This window comes from Rhizobium beringeri (genome assembly GCF_004306515.1).
GTDB classification, from domain to species: Bacteria; Pseudomonadota; Alphaproteobacteria; order Rhizobiales; family Rhizobiaceae; genus Rhizobium; species Rhizobium beringeri.
Genome location: NZ_SILG01000001.1, coordinates 3851053 through 3866544, shown reverse-complemented (window position 1 = coordinate 3866544; position 15492 = coordinate 3851053). Strand labels below are relative to the sequence as shown.

11 protein-coding genes are annotated in these 15492 nt (G+C 60.5%); 2 read left to right on the top strand and 9 right to left on the bottom strand.

From position 1 onward, the window contains the following. The first annotated feature begins 507 nt into the window (after positions 1 to 507). Positions 508 to 3036: a methyl-accepting chemotaxis protein gene (locus ELH03_RS19300; RefSeq protein ID WP_128412583.1), complete on the top strand. Its 2529-nt coding sequence runs from the start codon at positions 508 to 510 to the stop codon at positions 3034 to 3036. A gap of 266 nt (positions 3037 to 3302) precedes the next feature. Next, positions 3303 to 4115 (top strand): hypothetical protein, encoded by an 813-nt coding sequence (locus tag ELH03_RS19295; RefSeq protein WP_128405349.1) that lies wholly within the window; start codon positions 3303 to 3305, stop codon positions 4113 to 4115. Positions 4116 to 4204: 89 nt separating this feature from the next. On the opposite strand, the gene ELH03_RS19290 is transcribed toward ELH03_RS19295, so the two are convergent. The 9 genes from ELH03_RS19290 to adh all read right to left on the bottom strand — a co-directional run bounded on the left by ELH03_RS19290 (position 4205) and on the right by adh (position 15334). Next, positions 4205 to 7375, bottom strand: coding sequence for an efflux RND transporter permease subunit (locus tag ELH03_RS19290; RefSeq protein ID WP_128412584.1), 3171 nt, complete (start codon positions 7373 to 7375; stop codon positions 4205 to 4207). Between the two features lie 41 nt (positions 7376 to 7416). Continuing rightward, positions 7417 to 8613: an efflux RND transporter periplasmic adaptor subunit gene (locus ELH03_RS19285; protein WP_128405347.1), complete on the bottom strand. Its 1197-nt coding sequence runs from the start codon at positions 8611 to 8613 to the stop codon at positions 7417 to 7419. 308 nt (positions 8614 to 8921) lie between these two features. Further along, positions 8922 to 9686 carry a bestrophin-like domain gene (locus ELH03_RS19275; RefSeq protein WP_128412585.1) on the bottom strand — a complete coding sequence of 255 codons (765 nt, stop codon included), beginning with the start codon at positions 9684 to 9686 and terminating at the stop codon, positions 8922 to 8924. A 149-nt stretch (positions 9687 to 9835) separates the two neighbouring features. Continuing rightward, positions 9836 to 10969, bottom strand: coding sequence for a calcium:cation antiporter (locus ELH03_RS19270; protein ID WP_128405345.1), 1134 nt, complete (start codon positions 10967 to 10969; stop codon positions 9836 to 9838). Between the two features lie 296 nt (positions 10970 to 11265). After that, complete coding sequence (locus ELH03_RS19265) at positions 11266 to 11973, bottom strand: SDR family NAD(P)-dependent oxidoreductase (protein ID WP_128412586.1); 708 nt, start codon at positions 11971 to 11973, stop codon at positions 11266 to 11268. Between the two features lie 177 nt (positions 11974 to 12150). Then, the gene (locus ELH03_RS19260) at positions 12151 to 12501 is read right to left on the bottom strand and encodes a ribbon-helix-helix domain-containing protein (protein WP_027682755.1); all 351 of its coding nucleotides are present in this window, start codon (positions 12499 to 12501) and stop codon (positions 12151 to 12153) included. Positions 12502 to 12525: 24 nt separating this feature from the next. Beyond that, on the bottom strand, positions 12526 to 13122 hold the full coding sequence (locus ELH03_RS19255; protein ID WP_128412587.1) for a DJ-1/PfpI family protein: 597 nt from the start codon (positions 13120 to 13122) through the stop codon (positions 12526 to 12528). 106 nt (positions 13123 to 13228) lie between these two features. Beyond that, positions 13229 to 13621 carry a DUF779 domain-containing protein gene (locus tag ELH03_RS19250; protein WP_018485510.1) on the bottom strand — a complete coding sequence of 131 codons (393 nt, stop codon included), beginning with the start codon at positions 13619 to 13621 and terminating at the stop codon, positions 13229 to 13231. A 204-nt stretch (positions 13622 to 13825) separates the two neighbouring features. Further along, positions 13826 to 15334: an aldehyde dehydrogenase gene (adh, locus tag ELH03_RS19245; protein WP_064650807.1), complete on the bottom strand. Its 1509-nt coding sequence runs from the start codon at positions 15332 to 15334 to the stop codon at positions 13826 to 13828. Between the last annotated feature and the right edge of the window lie 158 nt (positions 15335 to 15492).

Here is a 15492-nt window from a genome sequence, read left to right as displayed (position 1 = left end):
ATCAGCAACTACCTTCTTATCGCTGGCGGAAAAGCTTCGCTTTCCCTGGCGATGGTAGCTCCTCGTCCTGCGGACCATAACCTGAAGGCCGCAGGTTCAAATCCTGCCCCCGCAACCAAACCTTCCTTCCAAAAATCAAAACACTCCTCGTGGAGCAGCCCGCTCCGCGGGCAATCGAACAGTCCACTGGACTGTTTTAAGACCCGAACGGGCCAAAGCCTGCCCCCGCAACCAAATTCCAAATAGACGACCATAGACACAAAAGCCCCCCACTCCGGCGGGCTTTTTGCGTTTCTAGACCTGGCTCGAGGAGTTAGTACCTTGGCAGGGGGCCGCAACAAGGCCAGGCAATGATGAATAGCCAATCTGCCGACATGCCCGTTCGAGTGTCTGAACCACGTCCGCGCCCCGGCAGGTGATGCGAGCATAATCCCTCGGATCAACCCATTTATCGGTTCTTAAGCAAAGAATGACAGCTTAGTTCCAATCGGTGGTGAGGGTGCATTCGTGGTAAATGGCTTGATGTCGCGGGTTCGCATTCAGACGAAGGTGCTCGTACTTTTGGCACCATTCGTCATCAGCCTATGCGCAGTGGGACTGACGGGTTACTACGCGTCCAGCCTTCTCGAAGGACGGATGGAGATCTCCAACCACGTTTTGCAGTCCCTGAACGGGTTCAAACATGTTTCTTCCAGCATGACCGGCTTTCTGATGAAGCCGTCGCAGGAAGCTCGTGATACCGCGCTTGCGGACGCCCGAGAGCAACTGGCAAACCTGAAGCAGACGATCGAGAGGCTAAGGCCGACGACCCATGTGGCGCTTCTTGACCAGGCGCTTGATCAGTCGCAAATCATCCCGCAAAAGATCGAAGCGATCTGGCAAATCGAAACGGGACAGCAGAAAATTCTCAGTGATGTGGACGCTGCTTCCGCGGCACTTCTTGACCTGCAAGGGCAGGTTGGCAAGCGCTCGTTCATGCTGATGGCCAGTGCGAAAAAGATGGAAAATGCCAACAAGAGCGGCCTGGGCAATTCCGTCTCCATCAGCGCCGCCGCCAGTGTCGCGACAAAACTTCGCAATGACTATACGAACGCGACGACGCCGGCTGACAAAGTTGGCCTGCTAGCCAAATATGTGTCCGATTTGCAAAAGGCAAAGGGGCAGCTTTCGCCTGCTGTAGGGACCGACAAACAAGCCCTCGCCGTGCAGTATGCCGCTGCTGTGGATGCCGTCGCCAACGCTTCGAAGGTGTCGCCTGACACTTTGGATGTCCCAGCAACGGATACCGCCGTCGCCAATCTTGCTGCAACTGGCGACAGTCTCAAGACGATTGGCGACGATCTGATGCGGACTTCCGTGCTTGCGCTTGCCGCGTCGGACAAGGATATCTCTCAGGCGACGAATGTCGGCAACGAACTGCGCGCCATCGTTAACAGCAATAACGAGATCCGCGTCGGCTTCGCCGAACTCGCCGGCAATCCAGACGACGCGCGAGTGAAGAAAGTCCAGCAGTCGATCTACATGTATCAGACCGAGCTCAGCCGTCTCGCCGGCGTGGTGAACGACGATCCGGTCTTTGCCGAAATTCCGAAGAAGGCTCAACCCGTCCTCGATCTGCTTGCGGCGAACGCGGCAGCGCTCTCCGAAGGTGCAGTGCGCAAGCTGGCTGAGTTCGACAGCGCTGCGGGGCAGATCGACAACACCTGGAACCTGCTTGCTCAATTCGCCGAGACGCAGCGGCAAAATGCTGGGCAGGATCGTCAACAGGCCAATAGGATATCCGGCGGCGCGATTGTCATCGGCATCCTGATCGCTATGACTGCGGGTGCCGCGCTGGTCGTCACCCTGAAGGGACCGATCACCCAGATTACCGCAGCGATGCGCAAGATCGCAGAGGGAAGGCTCGACACCACAATCACCGGCGAGGCACGGGGCGACGAAATCGGGGAAATGGCCCGTGCGCTTTCCGTCTTCAAACAAAATGCCCTGTCGAATGTCGAAATGGAACAACAGGCCGAGATCGCGCGTAGTGATGCGGAATCTGAGCGCGCCCGCAACGAACTCGAGCGACGTAGCGCCAAGGCCCAGGTTGACGCCGCAATCGAGGCGCTTGCAGAGGGACTCACGCGGCTGTCGCGCGGGGAGTTGAATTTTTCGATCGATACGCCCTTTGCCGCCGAACTCGACCGGATCCGCACCGATTTCAACATGTCGGTGGCGGGTCTCAGGGAGACGCTCTGCGATATCCGCGAGACGTCTTCCCTCATCAGCGACAATGGCCGGCAGATGGCGGAAGCCGTTGATGACCTGGCCAGCCGAACGGAAAAGCAGGCGGCCGCACTTGAGGAAACCGCAGCGGCAGTGGAGGAGATTTCTTCCGCCGTCAACACTTCTTCAGGACGGGCAGCGGCAGCGCTTGCGCTTGTCCAACGAGCCAAACTGGGCGCCGACGCCTCGGCTTCAGTGGTCCAAAACGCGGTTTCGGCCATGGGACGGATTGAGGACGCGTCCGGCAAGATCGTTCAGATTGTCAGCGCCATCGACTCTATCGCCTTTCAGACCAATCTCTTGGCCCTAAACGCGGGAGTCGAAGCGGCAAGAGCGGGTGAGGCCGGCAAGGGCTTTGCTGTCGTGGCGCAGGAGGTGCGGGAGCTGGCGCAGCGATCGGCTCGCGCAGCCAGGGAAATCGGCGAGCTCATCAACAATTCCGTCCGCGAGGTTGCGTCCGGCTCCGAATTCGTCGGCCGCACCGGCAATGCGCTGATGGAGATTTCCAGCGAGATCGTCCACATCGTCGGTCATATTGAGCTCATCGCCTCGTCAAGCCGCGACCAAGCGACGACACTCCATTCGATCAACGCATCGGTGAACGATATTGATCGTATGACGCAGCAAAATGCGGCGATGGTGGAAGAGACGAATGCTGCCACCCAACAGCTATCGTCCGAGGCGCTTGCACTTACCGACATGATTGCACGCTTTCGGCTTGAAGGCCGCGAGAGCCCGGCTTCAAGAGGGTACGAGGCTGCGGCATGACGGCAGCATGTATTCGTAGAGCCTGTTAACTTGCTTTGAGATGCATGGATTCCGATCAGAAAGCTGATGAGTGATACGTTTCCCTTGATCAGTTTTCAGGCGCACGATAGTTGCTAAAATAGCAATATTCTAATATACGTGGAGCCGGCGTTTTAATATTTTCGCAGCGGCAAGCAACGTCCCTCCAATTGGTGGGCGTTTATTATCCTATTCAGCAGGGCGTTCGATTTCATGAAGTAAATTAGAGATTTATAGGGGGAGGAATAATGCAAAAATGGGCATCTTCTCTACTGACGGCTCGGCATGGAAGGCGTCGTCTTCTGTTTGCTATCTCGGGATTGCCACCGCTCTGCGCAGTGGTGTTCTTAGCTGGCGTCGCGTCCGCGCAGGCGCCGACCGAAGAGCAGCGCAATGCGATCAGGGCAGAATGCCGATCCGATTTCATAGCGCAATGTTCAGGGGTGACGCCGGGCGGCATCGAGGCGCTCACTTGTCTGCAACAGCATAATGCCACACTGTCGGCCGGCTGCCGGAAGGCTGTGTCGGCGGTGAGCAAACCTAAATCGACATCCGCGGAGCCGGCTCCGGCTGCGCCCGCAACCACTGGGTCGACCACCCCAGCGCCGGCGACGGGCGCACCGGCGCATCAGCCGACGCAGGCGCAGCGCAACGTCGTCAAATCGGCCTGCCAACGCGATTTCATGGCGCAATGCTCCGGCGTCACACCGGGCGGCAGCGAGGCTCTCGGCTGCTTGCAACAGCACAATGCCGCTCTATCGGCGCCGTGTCAGCAAGCCGTTGCGGCCTTGGGAGGATCAACCGGGGAAGGATCAGCTGGATCAACCCCAGCCGCCGGCGGTGCCGCGGCGACGGTTGCGACCACGCCTGCTCCTCGGGCCATGATGCCGGCCTTCTCGCCGCGCGAGGAACTGATGATCCTGCGCGAAACCTGCGGATCGGATTTTCAGGCCCTGTGCCGCATGGTGCCTTTGGGCGGAGGGCGGGCTATCGCTTGCCTGCGGGACAATCTGCAACGTGTGTCGCCTGCCTGCCACAGGGTCCTGACCTCGGGATTATAGCGTCTGTTCGAAACTCGCGCTGTGACGTGCCGCCAACAACCTGCTCCCGCGCGAAACCGCAGGTGATCGCGCAACTTGTTGCAAGAGCCTTACTGTACCTTCGGCATCTCCGCCTCTGCGACGCCTGCGGTCCTTGTGCGGCCTTTCCAATATTCCTCGAGGCGCTGCAGCACGACGTAAAAAGACGGTACGAAGAGCACAGCGAGGCAGGTCGAGGCGATCATGCCGCTGAAGACCGATATGCCGATCGACTTGCGGGCCGATGCGCCGGCGCCGGTCGCCAGCACCAGCGGCAGGACGCCGAGGATAAAGGCGAAGGAGGTCATCAGAATTGGCCGGAAGCGCAGGCGGGCCGCCTCGACGGCCGCGTCCAGGATTTCCATGCCTTCCGTCCGCTTTTCCCGCGCATATTCGACGATCAGGATGGCATTCTTCGATGCAAGCGCGATCAGCAGGATAAGGCCGATCTGCGTATAGAGATTGTTGGCAACACCGGCTGCCGTGAGTGCTGCCACCGTGCCGAGGAGAGCGAGCGGCACGGCGAGAATGACCGCCAAAGGCAAGATCCAGCTTTCATACTGGCCAGCGAGTACGAAATAGACGAGGAGCATGGCGAGCGCGAAGATGAAATAGATCTGCCCGCCCACGGCCTTCTCCTGATAGGACAGCGCCGTCCACTCGAAACCTGTGCCCGGCGGTAGTGTGCGATCGGCAATCTGCTCCATGACATCGAGCGACTGGCCGGAACTGAAGCCGGCGGCAGGCCCGCCAACGATGGTTGCTGTGGGGTAGAGATTGTAGAGGCTGATCAGAGAGGGGCCTTGCGTCGTCGTGACATCGACGACCGTGCCGAGTGGCACCATCGTCCCATCGCCGGCCTTGACCTTCAGATCGCGGATGTCTTCGGCGCTGACCCGGAAATCGGAAGCAGCTTGCGCATAGACCTGGAAGGTGCGGCCAAATTTGTTGAACTGGGTCACATAGCTCGATCCGACATAGCCGGAGAGAGCGGAGAAGACCTGCCCCACCGTAATTCCCAGCGTCTCCGCCTTGATGCGATCGACGGAAATGGCTAGTTGCGGCACGTTCGAGCGAAATGGCGTGCTCAGCCTTTGCAGCGACGATTGGGCACTGCCGTTCTTGACGATCGTATCGGCAAGCGATTGCAGCAGCGGGTAGTCGGAAATGCCGTTCCTGATTTCGACCTGCATGGTAAAGCCGCTGGCATTGCCAACGCCCTGGATCGGAGGCGGCACGACCACCAGCGTCTTGGCGGCCAGCACGCTTTGCAGCGCGCCGTTCAGATGCTGGTAGATCGACAGCAGATCCTGCCCCTTCTCCTTGCCGCGCTCGTCCCAATCCTTCAACACGACATAGGCGACGCCGGCATTCTGCAGGCTGGCATTGTTGTCGAGAACGGAAATGCCGCTGATGGTCAGCACCTGATCGACGCCGGGTGTGGCTTCGGCGATCTTGCCGACCTCCTCCATCACCGCGTCGGTGCGTTCCTTCGAGGCGCCGTCGGGCAGCTGCGCACTGATCAGCACATAGCCTTGATCTTCGATGGGCAGAAACGCAGTCGGTAGGCGGGCGAGCCCCCAGACGGCAACCCCGATCAGCGCAAAGGCTGCTACGACCATGATACCGCTGTGGCGGGTCATTGATCCGATCAGCCCGGCATAGCTGCGTTCACCCCTGTCATAGACCTTGTTGAAGCCGCGATAGAGGATGTTGCGTTTCTCCGGCGGGACTGGCGGACGCAGCCAAAGGGCGCATTGCGTCGGTTTCAGCGTGACGGCATTGATCGCGCTGATCAGCGCCGTCGCGGCAATGACGAGGGCGAACTGCCGATAGAGCTGCCCGGTCAGGCCGGGCAGGAAGGCGGCCGGAATGAAAACGGCCATCAGCACCAGTGTGATGCCGATGACCGGGCCGAGGAGTTCCTCCATCGCCTTCTCGGCGGCCTGTCGGCCGGACATGCCGGCCTCGATGTGCCGGGCAACCCCTTCGACGATGACGATGGCATCATCGACGACGATGCCAATGGCGAGAACGATGGCAAACAGCGTCGACAGGTTGACGGTGAAACCCAATGCCGCCATGGCCGCGAAGGCACCGATGATGGTGACTGGAACGGTGGTCGCCGGCACCAGCATCGCCCGCCAATCCTGCAGGAAGACGAGAATGACGATGAGAACGAGAACACCGGCCTCGATCAAGGTGACGTAAACCTCATCGATGGAGGCCTCGACGAATTTCGTCGTGTCGAACGGCACGTGATATTCGAGGCCCTGCGGGAAGCTCTTCGAGAGCTCTTCCATTTTTGCGCTTACCGCCTGCGCCACCGCAATGGCATTCGCCTCCGGCAGCTGAAAAATGCCGATACCGGCCGCCGGTCGACCGTTCTGCATGAAGGACTGGCTGTAAGTCTGGGCGCCGAGTTCGACGCGGCCGATATCGCGGATGCGCGTGACGCGGCCACCCTGGCCGCTCTCGACCTTGACGACGATGTTTTCGTAGTCTGCCGCCTCGTTCAGCCGGCCATTGACGTTCAGCGTGTATTGGAAGACCTGCCCCTTCGGCACCGGCGGAATGCCGATCTGGCCGGCGGCAACCTCCTGGCTCTGCTGCTGCACGACGCTGACGACATCCTGTGGCGTCAGGCCGCGCGCCTGCAGCAGGTTCGGATCCATCCAGATGCGCATGGCATACTGGCCGGCGCCGAACACGGTAACGTTGCCGACACCCGGCAGGCGGGCAAGTTCATTCTGCAGATTGATGACGGCATAGTTCGACAGGAACAGGCTGTCATAGCGGCTGTCGGGCGAGGTCAGGCTGACGAAGCCGAGGATCGCCGTCGATTTCTTTTGCGTCGTCACGCCCTGAAGCTGCACCGCTTCGGGAAGCGATGACATCGCTATGGCAACGCGGTTTTGTACAAGAACCTGGGCCTGGTCCGGATCCGTTCCGATGGCAAAGGTCACGGTCAGCGAATAAGTGCCGTCGCTGGCGCTCGTCGACTGCATGTAGAGCATGTCCTGCACGCCGTTGACCTGCTGCTCGATCGGCAGAGCGACGGTGTCAACGAGGGTCTGGGCGCTGGCGCCCGGAAAGCGTGTCGTCACCTGTACCGTCGGCGGGACGACATTCGGATATTGCGCCACAGGCAGTTGGAACAGGGCCACCGCGCCGATGAGCACGAAAACCAACGCCAGAACATTGGCGAGTATCGGTCGCTCGATGAAGAAGCGCGAGATCATGCTGCTGTCCTTAGACGTTCAGATGAACCATGGTGGCGAATTCATTGCGTGGTGGTTTTGGCCTTGGCATCGCCGGCGGCAGCCGCCGGCGGGTTCATTTCTATTTTCTCGGGCGTGACCTTGCTGCCGGGGATGGCCTGCTGGATACCTTGGGTCACGACCCAGTCGGCCGGATCGAGGCCGGAGTCGATGACACGGAGCGCACCCTCCCGCTGGCCTGTTTTGACCTGCTTCTGCTCGACGACGTCGTCCTTGCCGAGAACGAGCAGGTAGCTGCCCAGCTGGTTCGTTCCGATGGCATCGTCGCGCACCAGCAGAGCCTTGTCGTTATGGCCGACTGGCACACGAACCCGCACGAAGAGACCGGGCAGCATGGCGCGGTCCTTGTTGTCGAACAGAGCGCGTACCTGAAGCGTGCCTGTGGAGGCATCGAGCTGTGGCGATACGTAATCGAGATGTCCCTTATGGGGATAACCTTCTTCCGTCTGCAGGCCGAGCTCCGCAGGAATGCTTGGAAGGTCCGTCTGCTTGAAGGTGTGTCCCTGCCTTGCCAGGGTCTCCTTGATCATCAGAACCTGGGTTTCGCTGACGTTGAAATAGGCATAAAGCGGATCTGTCTGAACGATGCTGGCGAGTTTGGTGGGACCGGATACGCCGACAAGCGCACCGATATCGACGAGGTGATCGGTGACGGTACCGTCGAAGGGGGCAAGCACCTCCGTATATCCGAGGTTGATCGTCGCGAGATCGAGATTGGCCTGAGCGTTGAGGATGGATGCATTCGCCTCGTCGAGCGTTGCCTTGGCGCTGTCGACTGCGGTCTGCGTGGTGACCTGTTGCTTCGACAAATTGAGCTGTCGGTCATATTCCTGCTGCGCGCCGACCTGAGACGCCTGTTGCGAGGCGAGCGATGCCTTCGCTTGATCCAGTTGGGCCTGGTAGGTGTCGCGCTCGATTCCGAAGAGCTTGGTACCCTTCGTGACTGTCATGCCGTCCTGATAGTCGATGGATTTGATGTAGCCTTGGACGCGCGCCTCGATATCGACGGAATTAAGCGGCGCCGTATTGCCGGTGAGTTCAAAATAGAGCGTTATGGGTTGCTGGACCGGCTGGGCGACGCGAACCGGAGGTGGAGGAGGGGCAACGTAAGTGTTGCCGCTTTCTTCGCAGCCAGCGAGAATTGCCATGCCAGCAAGCACCACAGACAGGTGCAGACCCTGATACAATCTCACACGCATTGCCGCCGCCCCGATGTTTACGAGCCCCAGTCTTCATGCGTGCCTCGGCCGAGACGACCCCTCTCCGAAAAGTTCCGGGCATGCGATATTATGTCGCGGCATTGCTAAAAATTGCAATAGCTGCTGGTGCACAATTAAACTGTGTCGAAGCTCACCCTCGACGGACGCCATGACGTGGCTAGAGCCTTTCCGGCCGGCTGATCGACCGGCCGGCTTGGCCGTAGAGCCTGGTTACGACGCGCGCCGGTCGGTCGACCATCCGACTCCGTTTGAGCCAACAGAATGCTTCAATCTAACCCTGAAAGGCTCTAGGGTTTCCCGAGGCGTTCGATGGCGGACTGCAAAGGTGCATCCGAAACATGGACCAGCCCGACATAGGGATTTGCCATATCCGAAATCAGGAAGATCGCGCCCGCGACGGACAGGGCGCAAACAAGCAGAATTGACAGCACCGTCGGATTGGTCGGCGCCTGCAGCCCGAAGGTGGCAAAAAGCAGCGAGAGCCAACAGACGAGAACGGTAAGGAAGGCCCAGGGCAAACCCTCTTTACCGGATTCGACCAGCAGCCAGTGGGTTTCGGCTACCATGCCGCTCACCTCCAGAGCACGCGTCTGGAGAGAGCGCTGCCCCGCATCCTTCGGCGTCAGGGATCGAAGGTCGGCCTGAACCGCCTCTATGTCCTGATATTCTCCCAACGCCTTGGCGGATGGCTCGTCGGTGGTCTCGGCAGACCAGCCGCGGCTTAGCCGTTTCGCGATGAGTTCACGCAGCAATTGCCGCGCCTTGTCGGTTTCCGGCCCGTATTGCGCCATGACGCGGTCAAGCAGCAGTACCCGTGCAGCGGCCGTTCTCATCTCCACTTCGGCGTTGTCGTAGGTCGACTTGGCGGATGCGATCAGGAGGCCGAGCGCCAGGGCTGACAGCGTTCCCACCACTGCGGTCGCCAGCCTGATGACGTCCTTGGATTCCGCATTGAGATGGTGATCGGGCAATCGGGCACGCATGATCAATCCCGTCGACGTCGCCATCGACAGAAAAACAAATACCAGCCCGCCAACCAACAGTGAGCCCAAGTCCGGTCTCCGTATCGCCACGTAGGTCCTGCAGCCACCACCGCGATTGCTTGCAAGCTGTGCAATAGCTCCGGTCATCATAGCGGAAGACAGACCAAGCGCGGAACGCTTTACTTTCCGGATCTCGCGCGGCCGCCATCGGGCGGGTTTCATTGCTGGAAAATCAGCAACACGTAAGCCAGGAAAAGCACCAGATGGACAGCGCCTTGCATGAGATGCGTGCGGCCGCTGGCAAAGGTGATGATGCTGACGGCGAGAGTGAGCAGGAGCATCACCAGATCTCCATGCTCCAGGCCGAGTGTCACGGGATGTCCGTAGAGCTGACTGACAACAAGCATCGCCGGCACCGTCAGCCCGATCGTCGACAGCACCGAACCAAGGAAAATGTTGACGGAACGCTGAAGATTATTGGCGATGGACGCACGCACGGCGCTGATTGCCTCAGGCGTCGCGACAAGGATGGCCATGACAACACCGCCAAATGCGGTTGGAGCATGCAGGGTTTCGATAATGTAATCGATCGGCCGGGCAAGCTGTTCGACGAGAAAGACGACAGGAGCCATATAGGCGAAAAGCAGAATGGCATGATGCCAGACCGGTCCGTGGCGAGGGAGACGTTCGCTGATGGGCTCGTGAGGGTTGCTGTCGTCGGTGAAATAGTCCCGATGACGGCCGGCCTGAAGAAACAGAAACGTAGCGTAAAGGCCGACCGATATTATACCCAGTATCAGTTGTCTCGGTGCGGATGGATGCTGTCCGTCCGGGCCTGCAAGAAATGTCGGCATCACCAGGCTCAGGGTGGCCAGCGGGACGATGACCCCGAGATAGGCGTTGGCGCCCTGCAGGTTATGTTGCTGTTCCGGTCGCCGCCATGCGCCCAGCAGCAAGGACAGGCCGACCATGCCGTTCAGGATGATCATGACGACTGCGAACAGGGTGTCGCGCGCAAGCGTGGGATTGTTCTCGCCGTGAAGCATGACGGCTGATATTGCCATCACCTCGATCGAGGTGATGGCAAGCGTCAGAATGAGCGTGCCGTAGGGCTCCTTCAGCCGCTCAGCCAAATGATCCGCGTGCCGGACAACCGACAGAGCGGAGCCGAGGACGGCAGCGAACAGCCACGCGAAAACGACAGTGAACCAAAGCGGATCGGAAAGCTGCCCGAAGAGCTGCTCCTGGAAAACAAGAAACGCCAAGCTCGTCGCGACGCTGACGCCCAAGAACCATTCCTCGCGTATCAGGCTGGCTGCGCCGACAGCGCGCAATGCCGGACCGTCCGTCATCGAAACCACCCGCCTTTTGGCAAATGCCGCCGCAATGCGATCCTCAAGACCATTGTGTCCGCCCGCTGTCTTGTGCCCGTCACATGAGTGGGCGGAGACGCAGGCTGCCCCAAGGCGAACCGAAGCTCAAGCCAGATCGTGTGTCACTGACTAAAACTTGCAGGTCTCCCTATTCTTATCACCCATTGCTCCCGACAAGGGACTGCCGCCGAAACAGAGGGTAAGGTGAGGCCCGGTCAAAGCTCGGCGCGGGCGGTTGCAGCGCGTTGCGGCTGCCGCTTACGCCGCGTCTTCCATTATTCGCGGCCGGTCGCCGGGATTGCTGCGCCAGTGACGACGGCTGCGGCCGGCGAAATCAGGAAGGCGATGAGGCGGGCGATCGATTGCGGCGATACCCAGCCGTCCGTCTTCGCATCGGGCATGGCCGCGCGATTCTCAGGCGTGTCGATCGTCCCGGGCAGGATGCAGTTGGCGGTGATGCGGTCGTCGCGGCATTCGGCAGCGATCGCCTCGGTCAGACGGATGACAGCGGCTTTCGAGGCGGCGTAAGCGGCCTGCTTGGCGCCGGCCTTTAGCCCGGGCGCGGCGGCGATATGAACGATGCGGCCGTAGCCGGTGGCTTTCATGGTCGGGAGAACCGCGGCGCTGATCGTCAGCGCAGTGCGGGCGTTTGCGGTCATCATCGTCTCCCACTGCGCGGGGGCCTCCGGCCCGACCGGCCCCATCTGGAAACCGCCGACGGTGTTGACCAATGCGCTAACACCGCCGAAGCGCTTGACGGCCCGGGCGACAGCGGCGGCGCAGGAACCATAATCGGTGAGATCCGTTCCCGCGATCGACAGAAACTCGGTGGAGGCAGGAAGATCGCCGGCCAAGACTTCCAGCTCATTGCTTGAACGGTTCATGCAGACGAGTTTCGCGCCGGCGTTGGCAAGCTCGCGGACAACGGCGCTGCCGAGGTTGCCGCCGGCTCCGGTGACGATCACCGCTTTCTGGCTATTCATGGCAATCGATCTCCTGATGGTGCCGGTGCTGGACGATGCCGCGCATTGTTGATCCAGCCTGCGCCGCAGTGCAAGGCCACCGCAGGGGTAATGTCGAGACGTCTTGCGGAACTGTCGGCGAAGCTATCCGCGGGCAGTTCCGTTCTCATTGCCCGATAGTCCTGTCGGGCCTGGCTTTCAATGATACTTCGCCCGTTCGCGGCCGAGGATGACAGGTGCGTCGAGGCCGGAGATCGGACGGGTGACATCGGCCGGGATGTCGCCGGTGAGCTGCAGGTCGAGATAGCGGGCACAGCAGACCCGCAGGAAGGACGTGAAGTTGCCGAGATCATGGCCGGCATCGATCGATTCATGATGCAGCCGGGTGATCAGCTGGACGACATTCATGCCGTCGCGCCGGGCGATCTCCTCGAGCTTCGACCAGAAGAAGTTCTCCAGTCTGACGCTGGTGACCATGCCGTCGATGCGCAGCGATCGGGTGGCGCTTTCCCAAAGCCGCGCATCCGCCTTGATGAAGAGTTCACACATGTTGTCCTCCCCGTGCCTCCCTTCTCAGGCGGCGTTGGTTTCCAGCAGGGCTGCGGCATCGAGCACGGCCATGAACTGGCGCAGCCACGACGGATGCGCCGGCCAGGCGGGCGCCGTGACCAGATTGCCGTCGGAGACTGCATCGCTGATTGATATGTCGGCATAAATGCCGCCGGCAAGTTCGACTTCCGGCCGGCAGGCGGGATAGGCCGAGCAGGTGCGGCCCTTCAAAACCCCGGCAGCGGCAAGCAGCTGCGCGCCGTGGCAGATAGCGGCGACGGGTTTTCCGGCGTCGAAGAAGTGCCGCACGGATTTGATGACGTCGGCATTGAGGCGCAGATATTCGGGCGCGCGGCCGCCGGGGATGACGAGCGCATCGTAATCTTCGGCGCGCACGCTGTCGAAGGTGGCGTTCAGCGCGAAATTATGGCCGCGTTTTTCGGAATAGGTCTGGTCGCCCTCGAAATCGTGGATGGCTGTGGCGACGGTCTCGCCCGCCCTCTTGCCGGGGCAGACCGCGTCGACCGTATAGCCGCAGGCGAGCAGCGTCTGGAACGGCACCATCGTTTCGTAATCTTCGGTGAAATCACCGGTGATCATCAGGATCTTTGAAGCTGGCATCGTTTCCTCCCTTTGAAACCAACTGGCGGAGAGTAGCAAAGAGCTGTGGAGAGCAGGTACTATGGGAATACTACAGGCAAAATTCGTACCCGATAAGGCGACGGCATTAAACCGCCCTGACCTTCGCATCAGGCAATGCGCAAGCCTCGCCGCCGCCGAAGAGGCGGGAGCGGGTCAGGAAGCGTTTCTCGCGGCCATTGTCGAGCGAGAACATGCCGCCGCGGCCCGGCACGACGTCGATGATCAGCTGCGTATGCTTCCACGCCTCGAACTGGCTGGCGCTGATATAGACCGGTACGCCGCCGATCTCGCCGAGCTTGACGTCGCTGTCGCCGATCATGAATTCGTTAGCCGGATAACACATCGGCGAGGAGCCGTCGCAGCAGCCGCCGGACTGGTGGAAGAGGATCTCGGGATGATCCCGCTTGATTTCTGCGATCAGATCGAGGGCTGTTTTGGTTGCCAGAACACGCGCTTCGCCGTTGACGGTGGTTTCCATTGTTCTTCCTCCAAAGTTTTGGGGGAGAACTCCCCTCCCCAACCCCTCTCCACAAGGGGGAGGGGCTAAGCTGTGGCACCGGCTCGCAAAACAACAAGCCGGCTGCATATGCTGCGCCTCAAGAGTGAATACAGCGAGGGCCGCATGTTAAGCCCCTCCCCCTTGTGGGGAGGGGTTTGAGACCCTCCCGCCATGCTGAGTATCTCAGAAGAAGCCAAGCGCTTTCGGGCTGTAGCTCACCAGCATGTTCTTGGTCTGCTGGTAGTGGTCGAGCATCATCTTGTGGGTTTCACGACCGATGCCCGACTGCTTGTAGCCGCCGAAGGCGGCATGGGCCGGGTAGGCGTGGTAGCAGTTGGTCCAGACGCGGCCGGCCTGTATCTCGCGGCCGAAACGGTAGCAGCGATTGGCGTCGCGGCTCCAGACACCGGCGCCGAGGCCGTAGAGCGTGTCGTTGGCGATTTCGAGCGCCTCCTTCTCGTTCTTGAAGGTCGTGACCGAAACCACCGGTCCGAAGATCTCCTCCTGGAACACACGCATCTTGTTGTGGCCCTTGAAAATCGTCGGCTTGACGTAGTAGCCGTTCGCCAGCTCGCCGCCGAGATCGTTGCGCGAGCCGCCGGTCAGCACTTCCGCGCCTTCCTGCTTGCCGATGTCGAGATAGGCGAGGATCTTTTCCAGCTGCTCCGTCGAAGCCTGGGCGCCGATCATCGTCGCGGTGTCGAGCGGGTTGCCCTGCTTGATCGCCTCAACGCGTTTGACGGCCTTTTCCATGAAGCGGTCGTAGATCGATTCCTGGACGAGGGCGCGGCTCGGGCAGGTGCAGACTTCGCCCTGGTTGAGGGCAAACATTGCAAAGCCTTCGAGCGCCTTGTCGAGGAAATCGTCGTCCTCGGCCATCACATCGGCGAAGAAGATGTTCGGCGACTTGCCCCCGAGTTCCAGTGTCACCGGAATGAGGTTCTGGCTGGCATATTGCATGATCAGCCGACCGGTCGTCGTCTCGCCGGTGAAGGCGATCTTGGCGACGCGCGGGCTGGTCGCCAGCGGCTTGCCGGCTTCGAGGCCGAAGCCGTTGACGATGTTAAGCACGCCGGGCGGCAGGAGATCGCCGACGATCTCGGCCCAGAGCAGGATCGAGGCCGGGGTCTGCTCGGCGGGCTTCAGCACGACGCAGTTGCCGGCGGCAAGTGCAGGCGCCAGCTTCCAGGTGGCCATCAGGATCGGGAAGTTCCACGGAATGATCTGGCCGACGACGCCGAGCGGCTCATGAAAGTGATAGGCGACGGTATCGTGGTCGATCTCGCCGATCGAACCTTCCTGGGCGCGGATGCAGGAGGCGAAGTAGCGGAAGTGGTCGATTGCCAACGGAATGTCGGCCGCCATGGTTTCACGGATGGGCTTGCCATTGTCCCAGGTCTCGGCCTGGGCGAGCAATTCCAGCTTGTCTTCCATGCGCTGGGCGATCTTCATGAGGATATTGGAGCGTTCTGCAACCGAGGTGCGACCCCATTTTTCCTTCGCCGCATGAGCGGCGTCGAGTGCGAGGTTGACGTCCTTTTCATTGGAGCGGGGAATGTCGCAGAGCTTGCCGCCGGTGACGGGTGTGAGGTTTTCGAAGTATTTTCCCTCGACCGGCTCGCGCCATTCGCCGCCGATATAGTTGCCGTATTTCAGCTTGAACGGCGACTCGACGATTTTCTGATGAAGCATGTCATCCTCCCATGATGATCCAGGTTCCCAAGCGAACCAGTGGGAGGAAAATGTGCATGTTTTGGCGGAGTGAACAGGCCGGGTCTTCCATACCGCAGTGCACAGTGTCGCAGACCTGCGACAGCATCGGGCCACGATTGCTCCAGGAGCGGGATCTT

Bases quoted from the DNA above. Each gene is read 5' to 3' on its own strand.
- adh (WP_064650807.1), bottom strand. From the start codon at position 15,334: ATGCTTCATCAGAAAATCGTCGAGTCGCCGTTCAAGCTGAAATACGGC.
- ELH03_RS19265 (WP_128412586.1), bottom strand. From the start codon at position 11,973: ATGAATAGCCAGAAAGCGGTGATCGTCACCGGAGCCGGCGGCAACCTC.
- ELH03_RS19290 (WP_128412584.1), bottom strand. From the start codon at position 7,375: ATGATCTCGCGCTTCTTCATCGAGCGACCGATACTCGCCAATGTTCTG.
- ELH03_RS19295 (WP_128405349.1), top strand. From the start codon at position 3,303: ATGCAAAAATGGGCATCTTCTCTACTGACGGCTCGGCATGGAAGGCGT.
- ELH03_RS19270 (WP_128405345.1), bottom strand. From the start codon at position 10,969: ATGACGGACGGTCCGGCATTGCGCGCTGTCGGCGCAGCCAGCCTGATA.
- ELH03_RS19250 (WP_018485510.1), bottom strand. From the start codon at position 13,621: ATGGAAACCACCGTCAACGGCGAAGCGCGTGTTCTGGCAACCAAAACA.
- ELH03_RS19285 (WP_128405347.1), bottom strand. From the start codon at position 8,613: ATGCGTGTGAGATTGTATCAGGGTCTGCACCTGTCTGTGGTGCTTGCT.
- ELH03_RS19260 (WP_027682755.1), bottom strand. From the start codon at position 12,501: ATGTGTGAACTCTTCATCAAGGCGGATGCGCGGCTTTGGGAAAGCGCC.
- ELH03_RS19255 (WP_128412587.1), bottom strand. From the start codon at position 13,122: ATGCCAGCTTCAAAGATCCTGATGATCACCGGTGATTTCACCGAAGAT.